Source organism: Coprococcus sp. AF21-14LB, from assembly GCF_003458885.1.
Taxonomy (GTDB): Bacteria; Bacillota; Clostridia; order Lachnospirales; family Lachnospiraceae; genus UBA9414.
Genome location: NZ_QRVX01000033.1, coordinates 1 through 25,837, shown reverse-complemented (window position 1 = coordinate 25,837; position 25,837 = coordinate 1). Strand labels below are relative to the sequence as shown.

At 35.5% G+C, this 25,837-nt stretch carries 30 protein-coding genes and 2 pseudogenes; 4 read left to right on the top strand and 28 right to left on the bottom strand.

The genetic code is table 11. The annotated features are described in order from the left end of the window. Nucleotides 1-17: 17 nt before the first annotated feature. From DWX73_RS09045 to DWX73_RS08915, 27 genes and pseudogenes are all read right to left on the bottom strand, one after another. Nucleotides 18-347, bottom strand: coding sequence for a DUF4274 domain-containing protein (locus tag DWX73_RS09045; protein ID WP_118348482.1), 330 nt, complete (start codon nucleotides 345-347; stop codon nucleotides 18-20). Between the two features lie 97 nt (nucleotides 348-444). Continuing rightward, nucleotides 445-660 carry an SMI1/KNR4 family protein gene (locus tag DWX73_RS09040; RefSeq protein WP_242996783.1) on the bottom strand — a complete coding sequence of 72 codons (216 nt, stop codon included), beginning with the start codon at nucleotides 658-660 and terminating at the stop codon, nucleotides 445-447. 294 nt (nucleotides 661-954) lie between these two features. After that, the gene (locus DWX73_RS09030) at nucleotides 955-1,344 is read right to left on the bottom strand and encodes a hypothetical protein (protein ID WP_118348480.1); all 390 of its coding nucleotides are present in this window, start codon (nucleotides 1,342-1,344) and stop codon (nucleotides 955-957) included. Continuing rightward, nucleotides 1,344-2,117 (bottom strand): hypothetical protein, encoded by a 774-nt coding sequence (locus tag DWX73_RS09025; protein ID WP_118348479.1) that lies wholly within the window; start codon nucleotides 2,115-2,117, stop codon nucleotides 1,344-1,346. The genes DWX73_RS09030 and DWX73_RS09025 overlap by 1 nt, the downstream gene beginning before the upstream one ends. 108 nt (nucleotides 2,118-2,225) lie before the next feature. Then, a complete protein-coding gene (locus DWX73_RS09020) occupies nucleotides 2,226-2,999 on the bottom strand; it encodes a hypothetical protein (RefSeq protein ID WP_118348478.1) in 774 nt (257 codons plus the stop codon). Nucleotides 3,000-3,001: 2 nt separating this feature from the next. After that, on the bottom strand, nucleotides 3,002-3,568 hold the full coding sequence (locus DWX73_RS09015; RefSeq protein ID WP_118348477.1) for a hypothetical protein: 567 nt from the start codon (nucleotides 3,566-3,568) through the stop codon (nucleotides 3,002-3,004). A 24-nt stretch (nucleotides 3,569-3,592) separates the two neighbouring features. Further along, on the bottom strand, nucleotides 3,593-3,850 hold the full coding sequence (locus tag DWX73_RS14065; protein ID WP_242996779.1) for a hypothetical protein: 258 nt from the start codon (nucleotides 3,848-3,850) through the stop codon (nucleotides 3,593-3,595). A gap of 59 nt (nucleotides 3,851-3,909) precedes the next feature. Beyond that, entirely contained in the window at nucleotides 3,910-4,158 is a 249-nt protein-coding gene (locus tag DWX73_RS14060; protein ID WP_242996776.1) for a hypothetical protein, read from the bottom strand. Between the two features lie 56 nt (nucleotides 4,159-4,214). Next, on the bottom strand, nucleotides 4,215-4,922 hold the full coding sequence (locus tag DWX73_RS09005) for a PoNi-like cognate immunity protein (protein ID WP_118348476.1): 708 nt from the start codon (nucleotides 4,920-4,922) through the stop codon (nucleotides 4,215-4,217). Nucleotides 4,923-4,953: 31 nt separating this feature from the next. Then, complete coding sequence (locus DWX73_RS09000) at nucleotides 4,954-5,214, bottom strand: hypothetical protein (protein ID WP_199413550.1); 261 nt, start codon at nucleotides 5,212-5,214, stop codon at nucleotides 4,954-4,956. Nucleotides 5,215-5,544: 330 nt separating this feature from the next. Next, nucleotides 5,545-5,850, bottom strand: coding sequence for a hypothetical protein (locus DWX73_RS14055; protein WP_242996774.1), 306 nt, complete (start codon nucleotides 5,848-5,850; stop codon nucleotides 5,545-5,547). Further along, the gene (locus DWX73_RS08990) at nucleotides 5,850-6,416 is read right to left on the bottom strand and encodes a hypothetical protein (RefSeq protein ID WP_118348474.1); all 567 of its coding nucleotides are present in this window, start codon (nucleotides 6,414-6,416) and stop codon (nucleotides 5,850-5,852) included. Before DWX73_RS08990 ends, DWX73_RS14055 begins: the two co-directional genes overlap by 1 nt. A gap of 233 nt (nucleotides 6,417-6,649) precedes the next feature. Further along, a pseudogene (locus DWX73_RS08985) lies at nucleotides 6,650-6,757 on the bottom strand (response regulator transcription factor); the annotation flags it as partial. 139 nt (nucleotides 6,758-6,896) lie between these two features. Then, nucleotides 6,897-7,124, bottom strand: a complete 228-nt coding sequence (locus DWX73_RS14050) for an alpha/beta fold hydrolase (protein WP_242996771.1) — start codon at nucleotides 7,122-7,124, stop codon at nucleotides 6,897-6,899. Then, a complete protein-coding gene (locus DWX73_RS14045) occupies nucleotides 7,121-7,525 on the bottom strand; it encodes an alpha/beta hydrolase (protein WP_242996768.1) in 405 nt (134 codons plus the stop codon). The genes DWX73_RS14050 and DWX73_RS14045 overlap by 4 nt, the downstream gene beginning before the upstream one ends. Before the next feature lie 322 nt (nucleotides 7,526-7,847). Further along, nucleotides 7,848-9,540: pseudogene (locus DWX73_RS08970) on the bottom strand (AAA family ATPase). A gap of 432 nt (nucleotides 9,541-9,972) precedes the next feature. Continuing rightward, the gene (locus DWX73_RS08965; protein ID WP_118348473.1) at nucleotides 9,973-10,419 is read right to left on the bottom strand and encodes a hypothetical protein; all 447 of its coding nucleotides are present in this window, start codon (nucleotides 10,417-10,419) and stop codon (nucleotides 9,973-9,975) included. A gap of 130 nt (nucleotides 10,420-10,549) precedes the next feature. Continuing rightward, nucleotides 10,550-12,241, bottom strand: coding sequence for an AAA family ATPase (locus DWX73_RS08960; protein WP_118348472.1), 1,692 nt, complete (start codon nucleotides 12,239-12,241; stop codon nucleotides 10,550-10,552). Between the two features lie 77 nt (nucleotides 12,242-12,318). Continuing rightward, nucleotides 12,319-13,209 (bottom strand): ATP-binding cassette domain-containing protein, encoded by an 891-nt coding sequence (locus DWX73_RS08955; protein WP_118348471.1) that lies wholly within the window; start codon nucleotides 13,207-13,209, stop codon nucleotides 12,319-12,321. Beyond that, nucleotides 13,199-13,891, bottom strand: a complete 693-nt coding sequence (locus DWX73_RS08950) for a hypothetical protein (protein ID WP_118348470.1) — start codon at nucleotides 13,889-13,891, stop codon at nucleotides 13,199-13,201. Before DWX73_RS08950 ends, DWX73_RS08955 begins: the two co-directional genes overlap by 11 nt. After that, entirely contained in the window at nucleotides 13,888-14,970 is a 1,083-nt protein-coding gene (locus tag DWX73_RS08945; RefSeq protein ID WP_118348469.1) for a hypothetical protein, read from the bottom strand. The genes DWX73_RS08950 and DWX73_RS08945 overlap by 4 nt, the downstream gene beginning before the upstream one ends. Before the next feature lie 102 nt (nucleotides 14,971-15,072). Beyond that, the gene (locus DWX73_RS08940; protein WP_158556841.1) at nucleotides 15,073-16,134 is read right to left on the bottom strand and encodes a HAMP domain-containing sensor histidine kinase; all 1,062 of its coding nucleotides are present in this window, start codon (nucleotides 16,132-16,134) and stop codon (nucleotides 15,073-15,075) included. Nucleotides 16,135-16,235: 101 nt separating this feature from the next. After that, nucleotides 16,236-16,784, bottom strand: coding sequence for a response regulator transcription factor (locus tag DWX73_RS08935; protein ID WP_330413591.1), 549 nt, complete (start codon nucleotides 16,782-16,784; stop codon nucleotides 16,236-16,238). Between the two features lie 211 nt (nucleotides 16,785-16,995). Continuing rightward, nucleotides 16,996-17,751, bottom strand: a complete 756-nt coding sequence (locus DWX73_RS08930) for a helix-turn-helix domain-containing protein (RefSeq protein ID WP_118348467.1) — start codon at nucleotides 17,749-17,751, stop codon at nucleotides 16,996-16,998. Between the two features lie 89 nt (nucleotides 17,752-17,840). Beyond that, on the bottom strand, nucleotides 17,841-19,412 hold the full coding sequence (locus DWX73_RS14040; RefSeq protein ID WP_118348466.1) for a hypothetical protein: 1,572 nt from the start codon (nucleotides 19,410-19,412) through the stop codon (nucleotides 17,841-17,843). Then, the gene (locus tag DWX73_RS08920) at nucleotides 19,405-20,112 is read right to left on the bottom strand and encodes an ABC transporter ATP-binding protein (protein ID WP_118348465.1); all 708 of its coding nucleotides are present in this window, start codon (nucleotides 20,110-20,112) and stop codon (nucleotides 19,405-19,407) included. The genes DWX73_RS14040 and DWX73_RS08920 overlap by 8 nt, the downstream gene beginning before the upstream one ends. 72 nt (nucleotides 20,113-20,184) lie before the next feature. Continuing rightward, nucleotides 20,185-20,901: a helix-turn-helix transcriptional regulator gene (locus DWX73_RS08915; protein WP_118348464.1), complete on the bottom strand. Its 717-nt coding sequence runs from the start codon at nucleotides 20,899-20,901 to the stop codon at nucleotides 20,185-20,187. A gap of 220 nt (nucleotides 20,902-21,121) precedes the next feature. On the opposite strand from DWX73_RS08915, the gene DWX73_RS08910 reads away from it, so the two are divergent. Next, nucleotides 21,122-21,805 carry an ABC transporter ATP-binding protein gene (locus DWX73_RS08910; protein ID WP_242996765.1) on the top strand — a complete coding sequence of 228 codons (684 nt, stop codon included), beginning with the start codon at nucleotides 21,122-21,124 and terminating at the stop codon, nucleotides 21,803-21,805. A 17-nt stretch (nucleotides 21,806-21,822) separates the two neighbouring features. Next, nucleotides 21,823-22,668, top strand: a complete 846-nt coding sequence (locus DWX73_RS08905; RefSeq protein WP_118348462.1) for an ABC transporter permease subunit — start codon at nucleotides 21,823-21,825, stop codon at nucleotides 22,666-22,668. A gap of 105 nt (nucleotides 22,669-22,773) precedes the next feature. Here the strand turns inward: DWX73_RS08905 and DWX73_RS08900 are convergent, their stop codons facing one another. After that, nucleotides 22,774-24,030, bottom strand: a complete 1,257-nt coding sequence (locus DWX73_RS08900; protein WP_118348461.1) for an NBR1-Ig-like domain-containing protein — start codon at nucleotides 24,028-24,030, stop codon at nucleotides 22,774-22,776. Nucleotides 24,031-24,232: 202 nt separating this feature from the next. Here DWX73_RS08900 and DWX73_RS08895 point away from each other — a divergent pair, with 202 nt between their 5' ends. Then, nucleotides 24,233-24,757: a C-GCAxxG-C-C family protein gene (locus DWX73_RS08895; RefSeq protein ID WP_118348460.1), complete on the top strand. Its 525-nt coding sequence runs from the start codon at nucleotides 24,233-24,235 to the stop codon at nucleotides 24,755-24,757. A 19-nt stretch (nucleotides 24,758-24,776) separates the two neighbouring features. Continuing rightward, a complete protein-coding gene (locus tag DWX73_RS08890) occupies nucleotides 24,777-25,697 on the top strand; it encodes a TDT family transporter (RefSeq protein WP_118348459.1) in 921 nt (306 codons plus the stop codon). Nucleotides 25,698-25,837: the final 140 nt, after the last annotated feature.

The window sequence follows — 25,837 nt, the reverse complement described above, 5'->3', positions numbered from 1 at the left end:
GTTATACAAACTTGAAGTTATAAGTCAGTCAAAAAAAATTTTTGAAATACCTTTTTTCTGAAGTTTGTATTTTGAACTTTGGATAATGGAATTTCAAATGCTGTACTTGTCTTTGGAAATTTATTGTTCAATATATCATCATAGAGAACGGTAATAAATCTGCCCCATTCTTTGACATCAGTTGTCTTTGTTAAATTGCCTAAAAAGGCATAACCATCACTCAAATAAAATATCTCTAATGCTAATGCCAAATCACAACCGGGGGCAGCAAGTATTTCTTTTGGAATTTCAAATCCGTCATCCCAGTTATATTCATTTAGCTTACTCCTCAAATCATTGTATACCATTTTTACACCTCGCAAATCTCGGTTTTCTTGTTTCCATTCTCGCCTCCTCTTTTTGCCCTTCGTACAAAAAACATCCCTCGCTTTTAGCTCGGTCAATTCAAAGCTGCCGTTTTGTCACCAGTTCATCTTGCCTTCTTCCAATTGTGCTAATACAAAAAACTCCATATTTCCGTATAAATCTCTTTACTTCTTCTCTAAATGCAATTCCCAACTGCTTTTCCAATTCAGATACTTTATCATCTGTCCATCCACCAGTAACAAGAACTTCTTCCGGATTCTCTGCTATAAACTTATCCAAATCTTCAAACATCATATCCACCTCACCTGCCATATCAAATGCACGATATCAATAACTGATTTTACTTTCGCAACGATGTAACTTCCCATTTTCCTGCATTTTTTTCTCCAACCACCAGACAGGAATCGGTTCTATCTCCTCTGGCGGTCTATTATAATTCCATATTTCTTCACAGCATTTTGTTTTGCGATTATATCTGAAATTGCAATGAACATTTACATCCGGCGAAGAAAATTCTGCCTGATAATAATACTCATCATATTCTATATTATTAAAGAAAAAGTTTATATAATGTATCATGTCATATTCCTACCAATCTTCTACTATAATGCTTGTATCTGCAACACGATCATCTTGGAATCTTATTTGATATACCTTCCATCCTGCTAGGATATGGTCTTGAATACGGTACTCGTAGTATATGATTTCTTCGGTATCTGGCTCTGTTTCTGTCCAGGTAGGCGAGCCTAACAAATCCTCTATATCACTTCGTTGCATCCCGACTACATCATATTTTTCTTCAAAATCTTCAATATAAAGATATCTTTTCGCTGGATCACAGTTCATCCATCCCTTCTGGGAAAAATCTCTTTCCTTATAGGCTGCCCACACGATAAAACCGCATAATACGCATATGAAGAAAAAACTGTAGACGCAAATCAGTATCTTTCTGTTGAAATTTGTCTTCGTATTTTTCATTACTTTTTTCCTTCATCTTCGTATTTATTCAGTGGCTTAAATCCCGGTATTTCATTCCAAAATAACGCTTTCATCTCTGCACTGGACTCAAGTAAATATCGTATCATTTCTTTTTCGCACAAGTTCTTTTCCTCTTTAATTTTGCTATATGTATTCTTTAAAATTGTGGTAATCCGTTCATAATCTTTTGAAAATACTTTAACAGGTATTATCTTATACTCATTCCATAATAGATAATTAAAGGATTGTATAGTAGAAACATTCCACGAATGTCCTGTCTTGACTTCGAGAAATTCTCCTGTCATATAAAATATTTTCACAGGCGTGATATCTCTGTTATTGAGGCTTGCAGCTACCCAGGCTCTTCCTATAATTGTCATGTTCTTTGAAATAAATTTCCCATGAATGCAAAACCAATTTTCACTCTCCAACAATTCCGGTCTGTTTAAAGGATTTTCTTTACTTCCTGTCATTTTCTGAAACACTTCGTTTTCAAGCAATTCTTCCAGTTCTTTTTTCGTGAAAATCTCATTAAAAAAAGGCATACAATGATAGCTTGTTAAAACATATTTTTTAATTGGTATGAATGATTTAGCAAGTCCTACGCTGTCTAAGATAATAATGAATATTGTTCTGAAATCATGGTCTTTGATAAGTGCCACGAAACTTGCATACAATATTAAAACTGCAAATAGCCATACGGATAATAATATTATCTTTTTAATGGGATATAAGTTTTTCCATTCTGTCATCTTAACTATATTTATTTTCACAACAATTATCCTTCTTCCATCATCATCTGATAAAACGAAACCACATTATCTTCTGCTCCATTTACCAGCCTATATCGCATATAATCCACCTCTATGTGATTGAATTATTTACTGTTTTCTCTCCTCTATATTTTGTTTTTTGCACCATTTTTTTATATGGTACGGTAATATTTCCATATATATTTTCCTATATTTTTCTGGTTCCTTTATCATTTCTATGAGAAGTTCACGATCATCTAAGTTCATCTCTTCTTTCAATACTTGAAATTGTTTTGAAAAAATATCTGTTACCTCTTCTTTGGATTTTCCTAAAACCTCAGTTGATACAATCCCCAAATTATGCCAGAAATATTTCCTTAGTAAAGATATTTTTTCTACAGATAAATCCGTCTTTAAATCTACCTTAACAATATCTCCTGTCATATAAATAAATACCATAGGCGTCGTTGCTCTTCCTGTTAAGTTAGACGTTACTCTTGGATACCCAATAATAAGAAGATTTTTAGCAATCAGTTTCCCTTTTGCACAAATCCAATGTTCACTTAATTTAATATCACAATTCGTAATATTACTGTCTTTCTTCGATATCTTTTCAAATACTTCTCCTTCAAGTAACTTTTCAAGCTCCACTTTTTGTAACTTGGAATTTAAACCTGGAACACAGTGATATGTTGTAAGCACATATTTTTTAATTGGAGAAAAGAATACGACAACCCCTATTCCAAAAAGTATTCCAACCAATAAATTCTTCACATCATTGTCAGAAATAAATATAATGATTCCTGCCACACATAAAAAGCATCCGAACAGCCATATCATTACAAGTAGTATTTTTTTAATGGGATACATTCCTTTCCATTCCAATACTTTAATTGGGTTCATATCTAATCTCCATTCTTTCTAGTATATTCTTGATATAATTTTGCCCGCAAAACTGGTCTTGTTGCCGCAGCCATAGCGGATAAAGCAATCATGCTGACTAAAAATAGTACCAAAACCATAACAAAATTCGTCAGGTAAAAGATCCACAATATTACCACGGAAATCAAAGTCCACAGATACATGATCATTTTTTGCGTTTTTAAATCCTTTTGTCCTTTCTGTAGCAATTCATCAGATAGGATATACGGCACTTCTACTCCCTCATTTTTTATCTTTTTTGCTATATCATTTTCAAAAAATAGTAAACCAATGTAACCGATACCAAGGCACAAAAAAGCGATAAAATGTTTCAAGCAACTATTTTGAGCCAATACCGTATAAACCTTAGCATTTAATAAATATCCCAAATACAACGTAACCAAAACACATAATTGATATTTTAAGGAAAATGAAAATTTTTTTCCTGTTTTATATCGTATTATTCTTTCTTCTTTATTGTCATAATATAAAACAGCGTACTCATTTTCCCTGCATACCTGAATATATCTATTTCGTTCCAAAAATAACATCTCCCCTCTGTCTGAAAACTCATTTCAAACACTACTTGTCCGTAAACATTTTTTTACTTTTGCCACTTCCATAAATTCTCCGTAATGGAAAAAGATAACCCCTATTATTCCACCTAATAAAACCAGAAACATCCCAGTAAGATGAGCTGTCTGTATTATAAGAATCATCCCAATAAGAAAAATAAGCAAACCTATAAAGACAATAAAACCTAACGCCCTTCTGTTCCATTTCCCCAGCGTGTATAGCTTTAATACCTCCTCTTTTTCCATAGGAATTCCCATTGTGTGTTCCTCTATGTATTGATACTTTTCTATGAATGATTTTTTCACTTTTTTATCAATCAGACTAATATTCCAATTACCAGAAACAACAGCAGCATCCTACCATTTTTAGGTAATAATACACGTTGAGATACCTGCTCTAAAAGTATTGCTAATATTCCACCTGAGATGAAAACAAATGGGATACCTCTTGTATTTTGTTTTGCATAATATGTTGAAAGACAGATTTTATATACTTTCTGAGATCGTAAATCAAAATAATATTCATCTGTTCTTCTATCATTATTTTTATAACATAATTTTAGCATTCTGCTCTCCTAGAACTACCACTTCCTATTATTCAATAACAAGTTTCAATTATAAATCAATGTACAAGATCAAAGGGATAATATCTTTGTTCCTTTAAATCTCCATCTTCCAAATCTAATATCTTAGCTACGGCGCCTGCTTCATAAGCCCAATATCCATAATAAGTATTCTGATCACTAAGATAACTATTGTGCCAGGCTGTCTCATTATGAATCTGGTACCATTTGTTCTCCAAATAATCTTTTAATAAGAAAATTCGTTCTTGGCTATCTTTTGCCTCAATGATAGATTTTACACTTTCATATAGATTGGGAAACACGAATTTTTGTGTTGTCATTTCCCATTCATTATCTATTGCTTTCAAAAGAAAATTTATGAAATAATCATTTAACTTTTCCTGTCTGATCTTATTCTCCAAAGTTTCCATCTGACTTTTATCTATTCTAAGCAACACACCTAAAGATAAGATTCTGACTAATTCAATATATCCTTGCCCCATATTCCAAACCTGGCTATAATAGATCAGCAGTTGTTCATAACTTTCCTTGACTTTAGAAATTTCTTCCCCTAATGAATATTCCAAATTTACTTTTTTTATATAATATATAATCAGCGCATTGCAGCCATTTATTACCCTTTGAGACTCAGTTCCATCTTGTTTCATAATTTCCGGAAGTATTTTCTCAAACTCCCTGATACACTCATCTGTAAAAAACAATGATTTTCTGAAAAATTCTTCCTTTTTCAATTTATCACGCATCATAAATCACCTTCTTTATGACCAACGCTGATTCTTAGTTTTTACAAACCTTTTGAATCATCTGACAAAATCTCTCTACATTCTCTTTTTGCCCCTGAATATCAGAACCGATAGCATTACTTAATGCTCCTAATGCGGCAGCTCCACCTCCTACTATCGCAGAGAATCCTCCGATTGCTGCATAAGTTTTGGAATCAACCATTAAAACTCCCCAACGTTTGCATAGATACTCTTCCTTTTCATTTAAAATAGAGTCTAACATTTCATTTTTATCTTTTTCATTCATTGTGATCATAATCATTCCTCCAAAATATTTTTCACTTGTTATTAAAAATCATCTTTCCTGCAATTTATACAAATGACGCAAACACATCTAACAGAATCAAAAGAATTATGAGGCACATTCCTCCAAAAACACAGATTGTTGTTTTGACCAAATGCTTTTCCTTTATTGTCAGTATCATCATGGATATCACATCAAACGAAAAAAGGAACTGACAGATACCGGACAGAATTGCCACTATTTTCGAGTGTTTTCCTTCTTTACACGACTTTATGATATATGCAAGTGCATAGGGAGATGCTCCCAACAAAATTCCATAACCAAAAATCAAAAAGACAATCGTTACAAGTCCAAGCAATGCATTAACGGTAATGGAAATAATGCCGCAACCGTTACGCCGATCGTAATGCTTCCTCCAATCAAATAAAATGGAATCAAGCCATATTTAATAATCAATGTACAGTTTAACAGTGTTTTTCTTGTCCACTTTCTTCCTACGGTTAATACAGTAATCAAATTAACAACTCCCATAATAAACGGTAAAAGAATTGAAAGAATCTTCAATTCCATTACATGATCAAATAAACCGGGTAAAAGAAAAAATGTATAAGATACAATTACATATAAAGTTGGAATGAAATATGCCATTACCTTTCTCCTCTCAGTATTTTACTTGCAATTTTCCATCCTTTTATCGGATGATTTCCTATAAAAGCAATTATCAGTAAAATCGTCAACAAGCACATCAATGAATTTAAAAAAGCATATACCAGGACAGATGGGACAACCCATATCATTAGGAAATGAGAGACTGCACATATCCCAACCATGACAAGAATCAGAAAAATGTATGTAAAAAAATATCTGTGATTCTGTTTTGCCATTGCCTGCTTTTCTTCTAGTCCACAGGGGTAGATTCTTACATTTTTTTCAATTTTTCTTTTTGCACGTTTTAGCATATATCCAGCAATAAGTACGCCTAACGCAACTCCAATCCCCACAGAAATCCAATACAACAGATTTGCATCAAAAGAAATTGGCTTTTCTATTTTCCTTACAAACGCATATATCACAAGTGAAATTCCGGCAATGATTCCAACAGAAAGCCCGTTCCCACCTTTGTTTTGCTCAAGAATGAACATTTCTCCGGTCTGCTCCTCATAATAATAATTGTTCATTGACTTTGATTCTGTGTAAATCCGTATATATTTCATCAAAAACAAACTCCTTTTCTTTGTCAATAATTCATAATAGAATTATATATTATCAGATATTTCTTGTATATATTTTTTTGCACATGACACCATAAAAATTTTCGTACAAAAAGCAGCCTGCTTCACAACCAGACTGCCTATCCATTTATTCAAATTTTATCTACATAATTTATACGCTTTTTCAGATTTAATGTTTAGCAACGCTAGGAATATTTGATTGTATATTAGTCATATTTTCTCTGTAAAGAACAGATCGAAAAAGGTTTTGTAATATAATCTACTGCTCCAAGTTCATATCCCCGGATCTCATCACTTTCCCTATCATTAGCAGTCAGAAAAATTTATGATTTTCTTTTGGAAATCTTAAAAATCTTTTGGAATACAAAAAGAAAATGCATGTCACCACACATCTTCTCATCGCTTACTAAGATCACTTTATACCGTTTGCTTAAAATTTAGAACCAATTAATTTTTTCTTCTCTAAATTGAGGCATATCTATAAAAATTACTGAGAATCTTTCCTAATTCAACTGGATTATCTTTATTTATCTCATGTCCGGCATGAGGAATAATCTCTAATTCAGCATGATTGATCTGCTGTTTTAATTCTATGGCTGCAGACATATTTGCCTTATCCTTTTCGCCACATAACACAAGTACCCGACAATTTATTTTTTCTAAATCCTTTTGAAAATCTAAATCCATCATGATTTGGACAGGCTGATAAAATCATTTTTCCCAAATCCCATTTTGCGAAAACTCCTGTTTGGCATAAGGTGAAATATCATATTCTGAAATTTCAATAACCGCTTCGGCATGACATATTGCGTACCAATTAATACCAGAGATGCTACTTTCTCTGCATGTTCTAATGCATAATGCAAAGCAAGGATTCCACCCAATGAAAGACCACATAAATGCAGAGGTTCTTCTTGCTGTTCACAATAACTCTCCAGTGCATGATATAAATTAAAATAGCTGGCTTCTTTTCCTGAAAGCCAGTCAGATAAATCAGGACAGCCGACATCCAACCCCAAATCTAATCTCTTAATTGTAGTTTCCCAGTCCGAAGGAACTTGTCCCAATCCATGCAAAAATATGTATTTCATTTGATTTTTCCTCTTTCAATTTTAATCTTGTAAGATTTAGAAAAGGGACTGTCCATGCCGCAGCACTAAACATTCCCTTCTCAAGGTTGATTTTTCCGTTGTCTGCCACCCTCCGACACCTGCGTTCGGAAAACATATCAGATTTTAGGTGTCAAACCCACCGCTGATGCACAGCTTTTCTAATTACATTCTACACTTCACCCATCGCATCACTTATACTATATTTTCCCATCTATCAAATCATAACTCATGTCCAAAAAGTCTAAGATTTTGTCTGCACTTACAGTTCCGCTTTTTTATTACCTGATTGTTTTGGGACGTATCATGAATCCGCCAGTTTTACTTTACACCGTTTCATATAACAAGCAATTCCATATTTCAAAATTTTATCTACTCCGTTTTCCCGAAGTTCTTCATCATATTTCTTTTCCTCTATCTGTTGCAGTGCCCGTTCACATGCCTGATCAAGATTTCCATCATTGGCGTACTTGACTTCGATAAGGATAACCATTTCACTGTTTTCGGTTTCAACGAGGATATCACTGTATCCTTCGCCGCTTTCCTGATTGGACGATACGTACCATTCTTCCTTTACGCCCAAGATCCCAAGCAGTATCCCGTGATAAAAGTTCTCCTTACTTGCTTTTCTCACAAACGTATCCCGGATACTGATGGTCTTTTTCAGGTAGCTTTCAAAAATCTCTTCTACCTTCGTTTCCTCGCCGCTTTTCAGGGCATCACAGAATCGGCTTAACGTGTCGCCGTCTTTTTTCACACGCTCTTTAAAGTATTCCATGATCTGTGTCTGAAAAATATCCCGGATTTCCAGATTCGGTATCGCAAGTTTATAGTGTTTTGCATCGAGCCTTTCACGCTGCGTTAAATATCCCGTCATAAATAAAAGACTCCAGACGTTCTCCAAAGACTGATACATCTCCGGGTAAGTCAACTCCTGATGAATCTCTTTTGTGATTTCCCTGCCGGCAAGCAGTTTTTCAATCTCACGCTTGGTTTTAAAATTGTCGGACATTTGAATAAATTTCCTGACGGCATCATTACTGCTGGTATTGATCCAATAATTTTCCGGGAAAGAATCTGCATGATCTTTTACTTTATCACAGTAATTCAAGACATCCCAGGGACAATACACTTCTGTACTGCCAAAACGATATCCATCATACCAGCTTTTGATGTCTTCGTAATAATCTTCAATTTCATAATACTTCAGCATTTCTTTTACTTCCGTATCTGTAAAGCCAAAATATTCATCATACCGTTCATCTGTAATGGACAATACTTTCAGGTTATTAAGTCCCGTAAAGATACTTTCTTTTGAAATTCGCATGCATCCGGTCATCACAGCAAATTTCAGACTGTTGTTTGTTTTTAAAACCTGTTCCAACAGATTGCGTATCAGAAATACCATCTGATCATAATATCCATTTTCAAATGCTTTTGCTAACGGAACATCATACTCATCAATCAGAAGAATTACTTTTGAGGCGTAATGTTTCTCCAAAAGTTCCGACAAAGTTTTTAAACTCAAAAAAAGTGTGGCCTCATCCATATCTTTATCAAGGAGTGCCCGATAATCATCTTTCTCATCATCATCTAATTTGTCGCTTATTTTGAGGATTTTTGCTTTTTTTGCAGCACTTTTTATTGTTTCAACCATTAATCGAAATGCAGTATCATATGATCCAGCGTTAATTCCTTTTAATGATACAAAAATAACAGGATACCTGCCCATATATTCTTCAGACAACTCTGTATCCTTCGATATCTTCAAACCTTCAAAAATACTTTTATCTCCCTCTATGGAAAAAAAAGTGCTCCAGCATACTCATATTTAAGGTTTTCCCAAAACGTCTTGGTCTGGTAAAGAGATTTACCATTCCACCATTACGGAGCAGCTCCGAAATCATCTCTGTCTTATCCACATAATAATAGTTATCATTAATAAGCTGCTCAAAATTTTCTACTCCCACCGGAAGGCGTTTTTTTTCTTGAATCATGTTATTCACACTCCTTCACTGTTGATTATATTATAACAAAGATCCACGCAAAAACCTATACTTATTATTCCATTGTTCTGATTAGGTCAACAAAGCGATTGCTTTTTCAAATTTCCCGTTGTATATGCAATTAGTTTCCTGCTTTCGAGACAAAAAATTTGTAATGGTTGTATTTACGAGATTGATTAGCAAAAAATACACAACAATGTCAGCTACTATCAGAAATGCGCTAAAAGGTAGTCAATGGAAATACCAACATTATGCTTCACCAACTTAAAGAGTAGACGATGCTTTCTTGCATCCTAAAGCGAAAGCACCTGTCATTTTCAAAGTGAAAATAGCAAGTGCTTTAGAAGGCCATATTCAACTTTGAATACAAAAAAGCAGTTCATTTTAAAGGTTTAACCAATATAGCTATCTTCTTATTATTAGCTAATCAAACAATAGACTATAGACTTCTTTATATACCCTTTCAGAGTTAACAATATGATAATACTTGTCATTAAGCTGTGCAGAAGAAAATTGTGAATCATTGTGTAAATTGACAAATAGCGATGAATTATCTAAATCCACTTTAACGGTGATGTGAGTATCACCCTCTAAAACGGTATGCGATTTTATTGCAGGTAAAAGTTTATTTCTTATTTTTACATTATTAAATATAAATACAAGACGATCATTCAAATCTTTGGATATTTCATTATTTGATAAATCTAATGTACCATATATACCGTTCTTTTTATAGTCAATGCTAATTGATCTTATTTCAGGATTGTCATTAGAACGAATCATCTGTTTATCTCTAAAATAGAATAAAGATGCCATTGCAAGAGTAAATCCAACTATCAACACAATCAGAATTTTTCTTTTTTTCCTCATATTTATTCCCTTCTCAATGTCAAAGCAGCCACGAAATCAACTACTGAAACATGATTTGGATTCATATATTCTATCCGTTTATCGGACGATTTCCCATCCGTTTTTTATCACCTGATTGTTTTTGGACGTATCATGAATCTGCCAGTTTTACTTTACACCGCTTCATATAACAAGCAATTCCATATTTCAAAATTTTATCTACTCCGTTTTCCTGAAGTTCTTCATCATACTTCTTTTCCTCTATCTGTTGTAATGCCCGTTCACAAGCCTGATCAAGATTTCCGTCATTGGCGTACTTGACTTCGATAAGGATAACCGTTTCACTGTTTTCGGTTTCAACGAGAATATCGCTGTATCCTTCGCCGCTTTCCTGATTGGACGATACGTACCATTCTTCCTTTACGCCCAAGATTCCAAGCAGTATCCCATGATAAAAGTTCTCCTTACTTGCTTTTCTCACAAACGTATCCCGAATACTGATAGTCTTTTTCAGGTAGCTTTCAAAAATCTCTTCTACCTTCGTTTCCTCGCCGCTTTTCAGGGCATCACAGAATCGGCTTAACGTGTCGCCGTCTTTTTTCACACGCTCTTTAAAGTATTCCATAATCTGTGTCTGAAAAATATCCCGGATTTCCAGATTCGGTATCGCAAGTTTATAGTGTTTTGCATCGAGCCTTCCACGCTGCGTTAAATATCCCGTCATAAATAAAAGACTCCAGACGTTCTCCAAAGACTGATACATCTCCGGGTAAGTCAACTCCTGATGAATCTCTTTTGTGATTTCCCCGCCGGCAAGCAGTTTTTCAATCTCACGCTTGGTTTTAAAATTGTCGGACATTTGAATAAATTTCCTGACGGCATCATTACTGCTGGTATTGATCCAATAATTTTCCGGAAAAGAATCTACATGATCTTTTACTTTATCACAGTAATTCAAGACATCCCATGGGCAATACACTTCCATGTCGCCAAACTGATACCCGTCATACCAGTTTTTGATTTCCTCATAATGATCTTCAATTTCATAATACTTCAGCATTTCTTTTACTTCCGCATCTGTAAAGCCAAAATATTCATCATACCGTTCATCTGTAATGGACAATACTTTCAGGTTATTAAGCCCTGTAAAGATACTTTCTTTTGAAATACGCATGCATCCGGTCATTATTGCAAATTTCAGGCTGTCGTTCGTTTTCAATGCCTGTTCCAATAAACTACGGATTAAAAAGATCATCCGATCATAATACCCGTTTTCAAATGCTTTTGCCAATGGAACATCATACTCATCAATCAGAAGAATTACCTTTAGTCTATAATGCTTCTCTAATAATTTTGACAATATTTTCAATCCACCGCAAAATACAGTTTCGCTCATATTGCTGTCCAGAAGTTCTCTATATACCGATTTATCATGTTCACTTAGGTATTCACTATCTGATAGAAATTGGAATTCTTCCGCTGTTCTTTGCATAATCTGAACCGCAAAATCAAATGCTGTCTCATAAGCAGCGGCATTGATTCCTTTCAGGGAAATTGAAATAACCGGATATTTCCCCATATACTCTTCACATAGTTTTGTATCTTTTGAAATTTCTAATCCATTAAAAATACTCTGATCCCGCTCTATGGAAAAAAAGTGTTCCAGCATACTCATATTCAAAGTTTTTCCAAAACGTCTTGGTCTGGTAAAGAGATTTACCATTCCGCCATTACGAATCAGTTCCGAAATCAGCCCTGTCTTATCCACATAATAATAATTATCATTCATAATCAGCTCGAAATTTTCCACTCCTACCGGAAGGCGCTTCTTTTCTTGAATCATGTCATTCACACTCCTTTTCTGCTGGTTATATTATAACAAAAATCTAAACAAAAACCTATACCTAACTTTGCCCATCATTAAAAGTGCTTTTGATCATCTTTTACGTACAAACTGTATATATAGGCGTCCTCCAATGTTGGCTCACATAAATTACATGGAATCCCCGGAATCCTGTCACATACAAAACGTACCTCAATTTCCTTCGCCTTATAAATTTTTGATGCCACCTTATATTTTTGCTGAAACAGAGAGAATTCTTGTTCATTGAGAAGGGTACAACAAAAAACATGGTTTTGCGTATTTTCAATCAGTTCGCTAATCGTACCATTATAAGCAATCTCGCCTTTTCTCATAATGCAGAGTTGCTCGCAGGTGGCTGCTAAATCTTCTGTTACATGAGTAGAAAACAATACGATCTTATTCGCTGCAAAATCAACCAAAAGATTACGAATGCGAATCCTCTCCTCTGGATCCAGTCCGGTTGTCGGTTCATCAACGATCAGAATATTCGGTTCATGCAGCAATGCCTGTACCAAACCAACCCGGCGTTTCATTCCACCTGATAACTGTTTATTCTTTTTCTGCTGATGTTCCAATAATCCTGTTTTTTCCAGATAAAAATCAATCTGCCTGGTATAAGCCTTTTTCTCCATCCCGCACATGATTCCCACATATTCCAGAGATTCCCGAACAGTCATGTTTGGATATAATCCTAATTCCTGCGGCAAATAACCAATCTGCTTTTTGATTGCTTCATAATTCTTTTTTTCCAATTGTAATCCATTAATTTTCACTTCTCCTTCTGTAGGCGTAAGCAATGTTACGAGAATTTTCATTAATGTCGTTTTGCCCGCTCCATTTTCTCCTAATAATCCATAAATACCATGTTCAATAGACAGGTTTATGTGATTTAAACTTTTAATGCCTTTTTTATATTCCATAACTAGATTTCTTATTTCAATTCCCATGCTTTTTCCATCCTTTCTTTTTTTGTTTCGGTTGCCTTTGGATTAAAAACACATTAATCCCGAATAGTACAATACCAACTGCTGCATATAATCCTCTGCTCGGATAATATGGGATCAGTGTTCCATCTTTTGTCACAGCACTGTTAAATAAAAATAATTGAAAACACTTCGGAAGATATTTTATAACCGAAGAGGTCATAATCATCCACAAAATCAATGTTCCACTAATGCCAGCTCCCATATTCTGCGCTAAATTTGTTAGCGTAAATCCAAAACTGCTCATAAAAATAATACTTGCCAGAGATGCCGTAATTGCATTGCCATATAGGCGCAGCTCCGAAGCGGCGGATATATGAATCGGGTGATACCAGAGTATAAATCCCCAGTATGTTAATGTTGTCAATACAAGCAGATAGCTTATCGCGATCACATTTCTTTTCATGACAGATGCTATTTTCTTTCGTATTCCATAGCGGTAATAACAGGCGATGCGACCACCTGTAAATTCCTGATAATAAGTATCTGCAAGAAATATTCCGGAAAGTAATGCCATGTAGGTTTCTAATGTCACAATAATTTCTGTGGTTGACTGAATTGGTCTTACCAGTACAATAATTGTCGCAAACAAAAACGAATAGACAATTTTATATACCGGTAACGTGATTTTTATTTCATATTTCATACAGACCGCCTTCTTTCCCACAGTTTTATACTTCCAATTAATGCGAAAAGCGTTAATAGAATCAAAAAACATAGATTGATTATGCCGTTTTCCGGAAATTCATTTAATCCGAATGCCGATGGAAACCGTGTAAACAGCGACAATGATTTTGCCCGATAGTGATATCCATACAATATCCCAAGAGTCGAATCATAAGAACCCATATTGCAGTATAAATAATACAAAAGTATCGCCGGTATTGCAGGTACCGTATTACAAAACAAAAGAGAAATCAGAATCATCAAACTTCCGGTTGCCAGAATACTTGGAATATGGAACATCAGTATGGTAAGCCAAAAATCAGTAAACCGAACACTCAGCCCATACGCTGTTCCCGCTTTTATCGTCAACAGATTCATCATTAAAGTCAGCGGTATGGTTGCCCCAAACACGACACTAATTCCTGCTGCAAATTTCCCACCAAGAAATTTCATGGCAGATAATGGTTTGGCGTGAATTAATGCATAAATATCTTTTTTCATATCCCGATATAATAGTAATACAAATATCAGCGCCGCAAACAAAATGGAGCTGATCCCGAGATAATCTGCATACTTATAAGAAACTTCTTTTGTATAAGTCTTATTTCCATTTTTTCCAAAAGTATCCTGTAAATAGTCATCCATTTCTTCTTTTGTAGCAGAGTGATATGTTCTCTCCGCAAAGGTACTTCTCACACCTGCAATTCCATGTTCTTCTTTAAAATATGTCGCAATTTCCGGTATACTCCACTTCTTTACTTTCTCAATTTCCGATTTGGCTTCTTCATTCGTCCAGTTATAGTCTGTAACTAGGTATTTCTGCAACTTTTCTAATGCAGTCCGGTATATTTCTTCCTTTGAAGTTGGGATATACCCATCAATCACATCGCCGCCATCTGAATACATAACTTCCGTTCCGGCTTCTTGGAGATTATCATAAAAACTCCAATACGGGCTGACTCTCCAGAATACAATGACTGTCATTAACAACACCCCAAGATAAACTAATGGGTTTCTCAACAAAAAACCAATCTCTTTTTTTATTAATTTGCCATTCATTTTATTCGCCTCCTTCTTTCTGCTTTTACCATATCTTACAAATGACTACAAAAAAACAAGATCCGGAATTTTCCGAATCTTGTCATCTATTGATGATCCTAGCTATTTTATTTTCAATTGCGCTTTTACTGCCGCACCACCGGTTCCTTGATTTCCAATACTTAATTTTCCACCGTGTTTTTTGCATAAGTTATCGCAAAGATACAATCCCATACCATAATGGTCTTCCTCATTTTCATTCAACTCATGATAAAAAGGTTTTCGCGCAGATTTCAAGGCTTCTGTTGAAAAACCTGTGCCATCATCATAAACATTCATGTATAGCCAGGATTCTATATCTACAAGTTCCAATCGAATTTCTTTTTTAGCGTAGCGCATGGCATTTGCAGTAATATTTTCCAAAATTTCCATGTATATATCAATGTCAAGCTGTATTTCTTTTTGTTGTATTGTTTCCTGAATGGAATATGTCTTTCCATATTTTTCTGCCAACGTATGAAGTACCTCTTCCGATTTTTTAAGAACGCTGGCTTTATTCATCAATTTCCGATTTACTTTCCGTTCATCCAGCCGATTGATGTCTTTCATTGTATCCGCAAAATTCTCAATCCTCTGTGTCTGTTCGTCCAATTCTCTCAGAGTCTCTATCACTTTCTCTTTGGAAAGACGTCCATCCGGATAATATCGGTTCAAATACTCCACATAACCTTTTAATACAGATAACGGCGTCCGTAAATCATGAGAAAATGCTGCTCTCATCTGTTTTTGTTCTTCCAGCATCTTCCACATCATCTGATTATTATCTTTAAGCTGCAGACGCATCTGTTCAAAAGCATCACACAGCTGTCCCATCTCATCGTCCTGCTCATACGCAACATAGAAATCCAACTCCTGCCTCCCTATTTTTTCTGCGCCATTTTGCAAAATCTCCAGCGGATTTTTCAGTCTATGCCGATAAAATCTGTTCAAAGCAAAAAATACACAAAGAGAAGAAATGAAAAACATACTCCACGTCTGAATCCAGTCTAACATTTCTACAAACCATTTATCTGTTGTTGAAAGGATGCTCTTATTTACGCTTGGAATAGGTGGTAACTCTCCGAACTTTTCAGAATATGCATTTTGAAACTCATACAGTTGTTGCTTATCCTCTATATAATTCAACCATATCTGCTGTTTTGCCTCATACGCAAAGTCCTGTAGTAAAGCTGAAAACAATAAAGATATCATTAAGGCAATCACCAAATGGAAAAATAAGGATGCTTTTATTGATTTTTGTTTTGTAAGGTCCATTTATACCCACACCCCCAGACAGTTTCTATATATTCTTGTTTAGTAACATCCTTTAATTTATTCCTAATCCGTCGAATCAATTCCGTAACAATCTTATTATCTCCGGTTCGTTCCAGCCCCCACAATTTTTCATAGATTTGCTCACGGTCGAATATCTGCCCCGGATAACTTGATAATAACTCAATAATATCAAATTCAGATTTTGTCATAAGAATCTCTTGATGATTACACAGGATCTGGCGGCTGCTATAGTCGATGCATAACCCACCATCAAACCGAAATGTTCTTTTCGCACTTTTTCGCTTTTCTCTGCGAAGATGAGCCTCTATCCGTGCCAACAATTCCTCCAAAGAAACAGGCTTTACAATATAATCATCACCACCTGTACGCAATCCGATAATTTTATCCCGTTCTTCAATTCGCGCCGTTAAAAAGATAATCGGACAATCCAGCATATCTCTTATTGTTCTGCAGACTTCTAGCCCATTCATTCCCGGCATGTTAATATCCAGTAAAATCAAGTCTGGATTCTGTTGTGTTTGCCGAATTGCTGTTTCTCCGTCATAAGCAGTTATGACTGATACTGCTCCATTTCAAGAAAATCTTTTATCATCTTCACTATTTTTTTATCATCATCTACTACAAGTATTCTATCTGTCATATAGTGCCTCCTTCTGTCATATTTTCAATATGCCATATAAAAGACTATAAATAAACAATTTAAAAATACTTTTATTCATATTTTTTCCCGACATAATAAGTTATTGCCAATGTCATGAAAACAGTAACCCAGACTGCGTAGGTTCTTAACTCAATCCATAATGCCTTACCGCCAATTAGAAAACAGGCGTAACAGAAGGCGGGAGTCAATATTGCCACACCTAGCGAAACTACTCTGAATACATTTAATACATGAATCCAGTTTGCATTATTAAATGATAAACCGGCCATATGAATCCGGAAGATTCCCTGTGAAACGAAATTGATTTTATTCCCATCATAATATGCCGGCAATTCTTTTGCAAAAAAACAAAGCCACGCTGCAAATATCAGCATAACACCGGACGTAATCAAACTGTCACGCAGCAGTTCGGAAGTCATACTTGATAGCGTAAATAAAATAAATTCTGCCAAAACAATCAAAAGACAAATTAGATAAGAAATTATCCAAATTCTTTTACGGCGTTTTATCATATCTCGTACCGATAGATCCAAAGAACTAACGACAAGATGTTCTACTTCTCCTGCATCCATATCTTTTTTTGTGTCGATTCGTTCTCCTTTTAAAAGTTCTGTTACTGTGACTCCCAGTACTTCCGCAATCGGTATTAAAAGCACAACATTAGGTATGCTTGCGCCTCGTTCCCATTTGCTTACAGTCTTGTCTGAAACAAAGAGTTTTTCAGCAAGTTGTTTTTGTGTGAAACTTTTTTCTTTTCTTAACTCACAAAGAAATTTTCCGAATTTTTCATTATCAAGTTGATACATTCATTTTACCTCCTGTCCTGCTCACATTTTATGCTCATGGGTAAATAATGTAAACCTACCGGCAGTAGAACTGTAACATCAGGAAAATTTTATGTACGGATTTTGAAAGTTTTTGGTGCGAACCGGTAAATGAGGACACTTGCCACGATGCAATAAAGTACACAGAACACAATGGTCATGATTCCGAAAATCAGTATCGGCATACGCTGCTGCATCAAAAAGAAACAAATTAAATAAGTCGCTGTCAAAACAATACGATACGTTCCACTCTTTATCTCTGTTCCGGCATTAAATGGCTGGAGCAGATAATATGCCGTCAGGTAGTGTACGGAGAAAAACATACTCATGCAAAGTATAGAAACAATCAATATGATGTAATTAAGAGGATTATCGGTTCCGCCGCTTGTGTAAAGCGTCAACGCCAGACCTCCTCCGATAACGGCAGCAGGAACTGCATTGATTTTTATAATCTCACGCAGTCGAATCTGAAACAGTCGAAGAACAAAGTTCGGCTGCTTAAAAAATGAGTACGTCAACAGGCTGTGATCGCAGTTCATAAATAGTGCCTGGGTAAAATTTGTTCCACGATTGATGACATACATAATAAAGGCAAAATACGGAAGCCAGGTCATAATCATCTCGTTGAGATTTTCCTTTACTTCCGGTCTTATATACAAAAGTACCTGAACTCCTGCAACAAGAAACAAACAGATATACGAAATCTTTTTGGTGGAATTCCAAAGAATTTTCTTGTGGCGCTTAATAAATAATTCATTGAGATATTCAAATCCTTTGCGATTACTTGTAATCGCAACATCTGCCGAAATATTCTTTTCATTCGCTTCCTTTATTATCTGGGCAGGCGCATCCATCTGGTTGTTAAGCCAACGAAGCAGTTCCTGATTAACTGCACGATAGTCCTGAAAAGTCAGCACCTTCCACAGGCCAAATCCTCCAAGCGGAATACACATGAAAAAGAGCAAGAGGGAAATCGCATTCGGAAGTACAACACCAACTGCCGGCAGACCATATGCAGCAATCAGAAGGAGACCGATTGCTCCCCATTGATATTTGTTCAATTTATTTTCATTATAGTTCCTGTCCTTCTTTTCATCCATCCAAAGGATCACACCGGAAAAGCAAAGCTTCATACCGACAATGGCAAAAGGCAGAAGTATGCAGATCCATATCGGTATCTCAATGTCTCTTCCAAACAGGATGACAAAAGGAAGAAAACCGATAACTACTTTGAGCAGTGCATAAATATAGTTGACCAGTGTGTATTCTCTGGCGTCCATCCGCATTAGAATCATTGCATAATACTTATCCTGTGATGGATTAAAAAGATTCGTATTTGCAAAGCCCCCGATTATCGTAAGAAAAAGTAAAATGTGCAAAAATACTTGCGCTGTCGGCAGCTTATCATACAGAACTACCGGACCGCTTACCATGAGAAACAAATACAGCAGCTTTCCGAAAAATACGGAAATAATTTCCCACAGCACAGATACGATATTCGCAAACACTTTCAGCCCTTTTACTTTATACAGTGTTGCCGGTAACAGTTTTTTCAAAATCGGTATCTGCTTGAGTGAAAACAAAATGGTATTGACGCGGTATGTATTTTTTAAGGAAAAAGAGATTTTAAGTGTTTTATTCATGATTTTCCTCCCGCAATGCAGCAATAATCTTATCTTTGAACTCCTTGCTGTCCAAATTTGATTTTTCCACAACTTCCAGTTCCCCGTGACTAAGCAGTACGATCTCATCACAAAGATCCAATGCCAGATCCATAATATGTGTTGAGAAAATAATAATATGCCCTTCCTTAATAGAACGAAGGAGCTGCTTCATCTCTTCCGCTACGACTACATCCAGAGAAGTCAGCGGCTCATCTAAGAGTAAGATATTTGGCTGCGCAATGATATTGATCAGCATTTGCATCTTGTTTTTCATACCGTGGGAATAATCCTTCAAAAGCTTATCTCGGTCTTCTTCGGCAATACTTATATAGGAAAAATACTCATCGAGACGCTTTGGATTCTGAATAAATTTTTCATTGATATCCATAAAAAACTTCAAAAATTCTCTGCCGGTAAGAAATTCCGGTACATTAGGCGTAGAAAGCACATAGCCAATATCATCCGCTGCCACCTCATTGCGGGAACCGTCCTTTTCCAGATAAAACTTTACGCCGTCTGCCTTGATATCACGGTTCAAACAGTTGAACAGTGTTGTTTTACCGGCTCCGTTTCTTCCCAATAGTCCGTAGATTTTTCCCTCTTCAAAGGAAAAATCAATATCTCTGAGAACTTCTTTTTTCTCGAATTTTTTAGATAAATGTTCGATCATAAATTTCATAGCGCTGCCTCCTTATGTTATCCTGTCTTTCCTCTCTATTTATTGTCTCCTAAAAACATCTTGCACACTCCGTTATTTAGAATAAACGCTCATGTGAATCGATAATAATTCTCGCATTGTCCGTTCTATTATTTCTTTATTCTCCTCATAGAAGATTTTTTCCTTCTCATTCAGTGAATTTTCTTCTACTAAAAACTCGCCCTCTTTGTCAATCATACCTTCTATGCCGCGATAATGATTCAACTGCATATTAAATTCGCTTCCGTCATAAATGGAAATGCTAATCTCTGTATCGTTAATGATAAAATCTGCATAACTATTTTTTACATAGAAATCCTTTTTCAAAAATGGCAGTTTTTGATTTGGCAAGTGATAGGATATATCATCTTTCTCTAACACGTAAATTTGTTTTTCTTTCACAAATCCTAACCGTTTCATATTGTTTTCAAACGCCTGATTCATGTTTCCTTCTGTGATCTTCCAATTGATAAAAATCGCACCAAATATTAAAAAACATACAACCAGAAACATTCCAAATATTTTAAGTGCCTTTTTATATTTACTGTAAAAATCGATTTTTTCAACAAACTCTTTATCTTCATTTAACAATTTGTCTAAAGAAATATGATAGGTATTACAAATATCAATCAGCATTTGAAGATCCGGTAAACTTCTTTCATTTTCCCAACTGGAAACCGTCTGGCGTGACACACCAAATTTTAATCCATATTCTTCCTGTGTCATATTCGATTCTGCTCTGGTTTGTTTTATCATTTCTGCAACTGTCATTTACATCCCCTCTTCTGATTTTTGTACAAAATCTTACCTCAAGTATATACCACAATCTCTGTTTCGCACAAGGAACTATTACTTTACATCGATGTAAAGTAATCTTATCGTTCCCAAATACCCTTGTAAAGGTTCAAAAGCTTTCCTATTTGAGCATAATTCGATATGCTTTCAGTAACAAAAGGCAATTGCGCTGCCAACATAAGAAAGGATGAATGTTATGACGTATATTATCAAAACGGATGCTCTTTGCAAGCAATACAAAGAAACAACTGCTTTAAACCATGTTTCGCTTCATATTCCAAAAGGATCTATCTACGGATTAATCGGAAATAATGGAGCCGGTAAAACAACTTTAATGAGAATTCTATCAGAACTTCAAACACAAACATCGGGAACTGTTTTGAAACCAAAGAATCTCAAAATAGGAACGATCATAGAGTCTCCTGCCCTCTATCCTACGCTAAGCGCTCGCGGCAACTTAGAATATCAATTGAAAATTACCGGATATTCCGGAAAAGAACGAAAGAAAAGGAGCGCCAGACTTCTGTCATTAGTCCATTTAAAGGATTCGAGAAAATTAGTTATGAATTATTCGCTGGGAATGAAACAAAGATTGGCTTTGGCAATGGCCCTTGTTGAAATGCCTGATTTTTTAATTTTGGACGAACCACTCAATGGACTCGATCCAGAGGGAATCAAAGATATCCGGAATGTTATTTTGGAATTGAATCACAAATTTGATGTGACTATCCTGATTTCAAGCCATATCCTGGGAGAATTGCAAAAAGTTGCGACTGACTATGGATTTTTAAAAAATGGCAAACTTATTCGTGAATTTTCTTCCTCAGATATAGCGGATGAGGATTTGGAAACATTTTACTTTAAAAATATTTTGTCATAACAAAAGGGGGATTTACAATGAAAAAACTACTGTCGATGGAACTGAAACGCGCTTTCCTGTCACCTGTTTTATGGATCAGCGTCATTACAGAAATCTGCATAAACGTATATGCAATCATAAGTTCTTCTTATGGATTCGCCATATACACAACATCTTTTTTATTTGAACATTCCGGCTTACTCTGCATTATGATTGCGATATTTATTTCACTGCATATTAGCCATGATTTTGAAGTGCGCACAATCAATAATAAGATAGCTGCCGGATATTCCAGAAAACAGATTTATCTTACGGAAGTTGTGACAAGTGCAATCTGTTCTTCATTTTTATTTATCGCAGATATCATCATTATCTTTATCTGTTCCTTGATAAAACAGTTGGAATTTAGTAATCGTGTAACATATACAGCTTTTATCATAAATATGTTCATAAACCTGATCTGTATTATAACCATTTCCTCCCTATTTACAATGCTTGTCATGATTGCACATAAGCAATTAATCAGCCTGGCAATTGTCCTGTTACTTACTTTAGCCATGTTATCTTTCGGAGGAAATACGGTTTCCAGCTTATGTCAGGATAAAACTTGGACAGATCCTGTTACACACGAAACAGAAAAAAATCCATTATATATTCATGGTTTTAAAAGAACTGCGGCAAATTTACAGCTCTTAATTTCCCCATTCGCACAGGTGAAATACGAACCTTTTATGTTACTAGAAGAAACAAGCGAAAAAGCTGCAAATTCTTTGCTCTTAAAAAAGGTTCCATACCATTTTGAATTCTGCATTTTTAATCTATTAGAACTGGTATTCTTTTGTAAGATTGGAATAGCCATCTTTAAAAAACAAGATTTGAAATAGCTGTAGTACAGGAAAAGGGAACATTTTCTGTAATATGTTCCCTTCTCTTCCGTATCTTTATTGGTAAGATTCTATTGGCTTGCTGCACTCTTTTTTTAATAAATTTTATATTAAATTCAATGTCACTTCCAGTTGTCTTCCTTTTGCAAATACCGGCTTCCCATTGCGATTCATAATTCTCCATATTAACTTATAGAGCCCTTCTACCGGAGGCGTAACAAACTCTATCTGCATAACAACCCGCTCCCCCGGTTCTATTTTCTTTTTCATCGAAATCCGCAATTCATTTTTGGCATATCCAAAGACATCACCATTGATACATTCGCAGTAATAATTTTCCCATACAATTGTTCCCGTATTTTCAATCCTCCAACTATGCTTATACAGATTCCCGGCACTCAAAGTAGTTGGAATCGCAGGCCTTTCTTCTAAAATCTGATAATTATTTCCTTCTTCTGCCAAATCTTCAATACATTCTTCTATTACTGTAAAATGCAATCCAAGCCCTAATTTATCGCAAAAAACAAGTTCATCTATATCATTTTTCATTTTCCAGCACAAAGTATAGTGCCCGGGAATATCCGGAACAGAAAAATGTACTGTAAATGACACGGTATCGCCAGGATGAACCACCTCTGCTATTTCAATGCTTCTGCTCTCTTTATTCAGCCAGTCCGGCGGGGAAACACATTCGAGCCGGCGGTGCTTCCATGATATTTTTCCGACATTTTTTATAACCCATGTATGCGTAATCCATTCGCCCGGATTATGTACACTCATATCCGGTGGAAATTCATATTGAAACAGGGAACGGTCATCTCGTTCCTTTTCTTCTGTATTATATGAAATTGCATTTCCCTTTCTATATAAATAAGGCATATATAGTTGATTGATTTCAGAAGGAAATATGGCATAAAGAATCAAAAAGATAATCACATTTTCAAAACTATTTTTTAGAACCGTTCCTTCTTTATTCATCAAATATTGCTTTATCGCAGAAGAAAAAGTTATTTGCTCCTGCTCGGCAAGTTGAAAAAAAATCTGATTGATGGTTGGAGGAAACAAATCATCTTTTATCATAAGATAGCATTTACTCTCCATGCGCGAAATTACCATTGGATTTTGAATAAGAAATTCTTTTAATGCCGAAACATAATTTTTCTCTACCGTGCTGTCTGTAAAAAACCTGCTTCTTCTTGCCTTATCATTCCAGAGTTTTATATTGAGCCAACGAAGCTCCATTGGGAATATCTCTTCATAAAATTCTTTTTTGGAACGATATTTCGGTATTTCTTTCCATGCGAAAGGATATTGAGTGCTTTTCCCCGGATAAAAAATCTCATAAATTGTTCTTAGATTCATTTCTCATTTCCTCTTTCCCTAGAAACTCACATTGATTTTAACATTATCAAGTTGATTTTGCATCAAGATTTTGGTTGATTTTCTGTAGAAATTATACAGATATAGTTTTTTTCAATATGTTCATTATAAAACACAATGAGTCTTTTTCGTTTATTTATGTTAATATGGTTATATCAATTTTATTTAGTAGGAGGAAATAAACATGAAAATCGGAGTAACAGAAATCAGTCCAAGAGCCGTACAGCAAGTAGCAGAGAAAAAATTCAAAGATGGATATTATTGTTGCGAAGCACTGGTAAGTGCCATTCGTGACGAATTCCAGTTAGACGTTCCAGAAGAAGTCATTGCAATGGCTTCCGGTATGGCAGTTGGCGCCGGAAAGGCCGGCTGTGTATGCGGTGCATTCAACGGTGGTATCCTTGCCTTAGGATTATTTTTTGGCCGTACAGAACAGGATGGACCTACCAATCCTAAGAGTGTAAAATGTATGGAACTTACCAAAGAACTTCATGACTGGTTTAAAGTCGCAAATACCAAAAATGCTATCTGCTGCCGTATCCTTACGAAAGAATTTGACAAAGGACGCGGAGAACATAAAGAGCAATGTATCTTCTTTACAGGTCTTTGTGCTTGGAAGGTTGCACAGATTGTCTGTCGTGAGCTAGGCATTAAAAATCTGGATGAAATTGATGAGCCGGCTCCTAGACGCGCAATAGCAGAAATCTAAATACGAGGATAGAATCAACATGAAAAAAATAATACAAAAAGTTCCAGTACCGCTTTGCGGTGTTATGCTTGGGTTGGCTGCGCTTGGCAATTTATTGCAAAGCTACGGAGAAGGTATTCGATATGCCTGTGGAATAATAGCAGCATTGTTGCTTGTTCTAATTTTATTGAAGCTCGTTTTGTTCCCTAAGATGATCAAAGAGGATTTGCAGAATCCGATTATGGCAAGCGTTAGCGCGACATTCCCGATGGCGCTTATGCTTCTTAGTACTTATGTAAAACCATGGATTGGCGCAATCGCAAAATACATTTGGCTGTTTGCAATTGCACTGCATCTTGTTCTAATCATTTACTTTACAATAAAATTTATTGTTAAATTACAGATGCCAAAGGTATTTGCAAGTTATTTTATCGTATATGTTGGAATTGTAGTCGCAGCTGTAACTGCACCTGCATTTGAAGCCCTTTCCATCGGAACAGCAGCCTTTTGGTTTGGATTTGCGACATTACTGCTGCTGTTAGTGCTTGTAACAATCCGTTACATCAAATTCAAGCAAATCCCAGAGCCGGCACAACCTTTAATCTGCATCTACGCAGCACCTACAAGTCTTTGTGTTGCAGGATATGTACAGTCTGTTACACCAAAATCCAAAGGATTTTTATTGACACTGCTTGTACTTGCATCGATTCTTTATGTGTTTGCTCTCATCAAAGCAATCGGATATTTAAAATTAAAATTCTATCCAAGCTTTGCAGCATTTACTTTCCCATTTGTTATCAGTGCAATTGCTACCAAGCAGACAATGGCATGTCTCGCAAATATGAAGCAGCCTATGCCATTTCTTCAATATGTAGTTTTGATCGAAACGATCATCGCTGTAATATTTGTAGTATACACATTCATTCGTTATATGCAATTTCTTTTTGCACCAAAGAACTAACGGAACCTTGTAAAATTAATATTAATAAATTAATCGAGTAGGAGAAATTTCTCGTTTATGAGAAATTTCGTCCTCTCACACCACCGTACGTACGGTTCCGTATACGGCGGTTCAATCAACTTAACAAGTAACACACCTTT

What these genes read in the sequence shown, in the direction of transcription:
- DWX73_RS09045 (WP_118348482.1), bottom strand. Translation starts at nt 347, where the DNA reads ATGGTATACAATGATTTGAGGAGTAAGCTAAATGAATATAACTGGGAT.
- DWX73_RS09040 (WP_242996783.1), bottom strand. Translation starts at nt 660, where the DNA reads ATGATGTTTGAAGATTTGGATAAGTTTATAGCAGAGAATCCGGAAGAA.
- DWX73_RS09030 (WP_118348480.1), bottom strand. Translation starts at nt 1,344, where the DNA reads ATGAAAAATACGAAGACAAATTTCAACAGAAAGATACTGATTTGCGTC.
- DWX73_RS09020 (WP_118348478.1), bottom strand. Translation starts at nt 2,999, where the DNA reads ATGAACCCAATTAAAGTATTGGAATGGAAAGGAATGTATCCCATTAAA.
- DWX73_RS09015 (WP_118348477.1), bottom strand. Translation starts at nt 3,568, where the DNA reads ATGTTATTTTTGGAACGAAATAGATATATTCAGGTATGCAGGGAAAAT.
- DWX73_RS14065 (WP_242996779.1), bottom strand. Translation starts at nt 3,850, where the DNA reads ATGGGAATTCCTATGGAAAAAGAGGAGGTATTAAAGCTATACACGCTG.
- DWX73_RS14060 (WP_242996776.1), bottom strand. Translation starts at nt 4,158, where the DNA reads ATGCTAAAATTATGTTATAAAAATAATGATAGAAGAACAGATGAATAT.
- DWX73_RS09005 (WP_118348476.1), bottom strand. Translation starts at nt 4,922, where the DNA reads ATGATGCGTGATAAATTGAAAAAGGAAGAATTTTTCAGAAAATCATTG.
- DWX73_RS09000 (WP_199413550.1), bottom strand. Translation starts at nt 5,214, where the DNA reads ATGATCACAATGAATGAAAAAGATAAAAATGAAATGTTAGACTCTATT.
- DWX73_RS14055 (WP_242996774.1), bottom strand. Translation starts at nt 5,850, where the DNA reads ATGGCATATTTCATTCCAACTTTATATGTAATTGTATCTTATACATTT.
- DWX73_RS08990 (WP_118348474.1), bottom strand. Translation starts at nt 6,416, where the DNA reads ATGAAATATATACGGATTTACACAGAATCAAAGTCAATGAACAATTAT.
- DWX73_RS14050 (WP_242996771.1), bottom strand. Translation starts at nt 7,124, where the DNA reads ATGATGGATTTAGATTTTCAAAAGGATTTAGAAAAAATAAATTGTCGG.
- DWX73_RS14045 (WP_242996768.1), bottom strand. Translation starts at nt 7,525, where the DNA reads ATGAAATACATATTTTTGCATGGATTGGGACAAGTTCCTTCGGACTGG.
- DWX73_RS08965 (WP_118348473.1), bottom strand. Translation starts at nt 10,419, where the DNA reads ATGAGGAAAAAAAGAAAAATTCTGATTGTGTTGATAGTTGGATTTACT.
- DWX73_RS08960 (WP_118348472.1), bottom strand. Translation starts at nt 12,241, where the DNA reads ATGATTCAAGAAAAGAAGCGCCTTCCGGTAGGAGTGGAAAATTTCGAG.
- DWX73_RS08955 (WP_118348471.1), bottom strand. Translation starts at nt 13,209, where the DNA reads ATGGGAATTGAAATAAGAAATCTAGTTATGGAATATAAAAAAGGCATT.
- DWX73_RS08950 (WP_118348470.1), bottom strand. Translation starts at nt 13,891, where the DNA reads ATGAAATATGAAATAAAAATCACGTTACCGGTATATAAAATTGTCTAT.
- DWX73_RS08945 (WP_118348469.1), bottom strand. Translation starts at nt 14,970, where the DNA reads ATGAATGGCAAATTAATAAAAAAAGAGATTGGTTTTTTGTTGAGAAAC.
- DWX73_RS08930 (WP_118348467.1), bottom strand. Translation starts at nt 17,751, where the DNA reads ATGTATCAACTTGATAATGAAAAATTCGGAAAATTTCTTTGTGAGTTA.
- DWX73_RS14040 (WP_118348466.1), bottom strand. Translation starts at nt 19,412, where the DNA reads ATGAATAAAACACTTAAAATCTCTTTTTCCTTAAAAAATACATACCGC.
- DWX73_RS08920 (WP_118348465.1), bottom strand. Translation starts at nt 20,112, where the DNA reads ATGAAATTTATGATCGAACATTTATCTAAAAAATTCGAGAAAAAAGAA.
- DWX73_RS08915 (WP_118348464.1), bottom strand. Translation starts at nt 20,901, where the DNA reads ATGACAGTTGCAGAAATGATAAAACAAACCAGAGCAGAATCGAATATG.
- DWX73_RS08910 (WP_242996765.1), top strand. Translation starts at nt 21,122, where the DNA reads ATGACGTATATTATCAAAACGGATGCTCTTTGCAAGCAATACAAAGAA.
- DWX73_RS08905 (WP_118348462.1), top strand. Translation starts at nt 21,823, where the DNA reads ATGAAAAAACTACTGTCGATGGAACTGAAACGCGCTTTCCTGTCACCT.
- DWX73_RS08900 (WP_118348461.1), bottom strand. Translation starts at nt 24,030, where the DNA reads ATGAATCTAAGAACAATTTATGAGATTTTTTATCCGGGGAAAAGCACT.
- DWX73_RS08895 (WP_118348460.1), top strand. Translation starts at nt 24,233, where the DNA reads ATGAAAATCGGAGTAACAGAAATCAGTCCAAGAGCCGTACAGCAAGTA.
- DWX73_RS08890 (WP_118348459.1), top strand. Translation starts at nt 24,777, where the DNA reads ATGAAAAAAATAATACAAAAAGTTCCAGTACCGCTTTGCGGTGTTATG.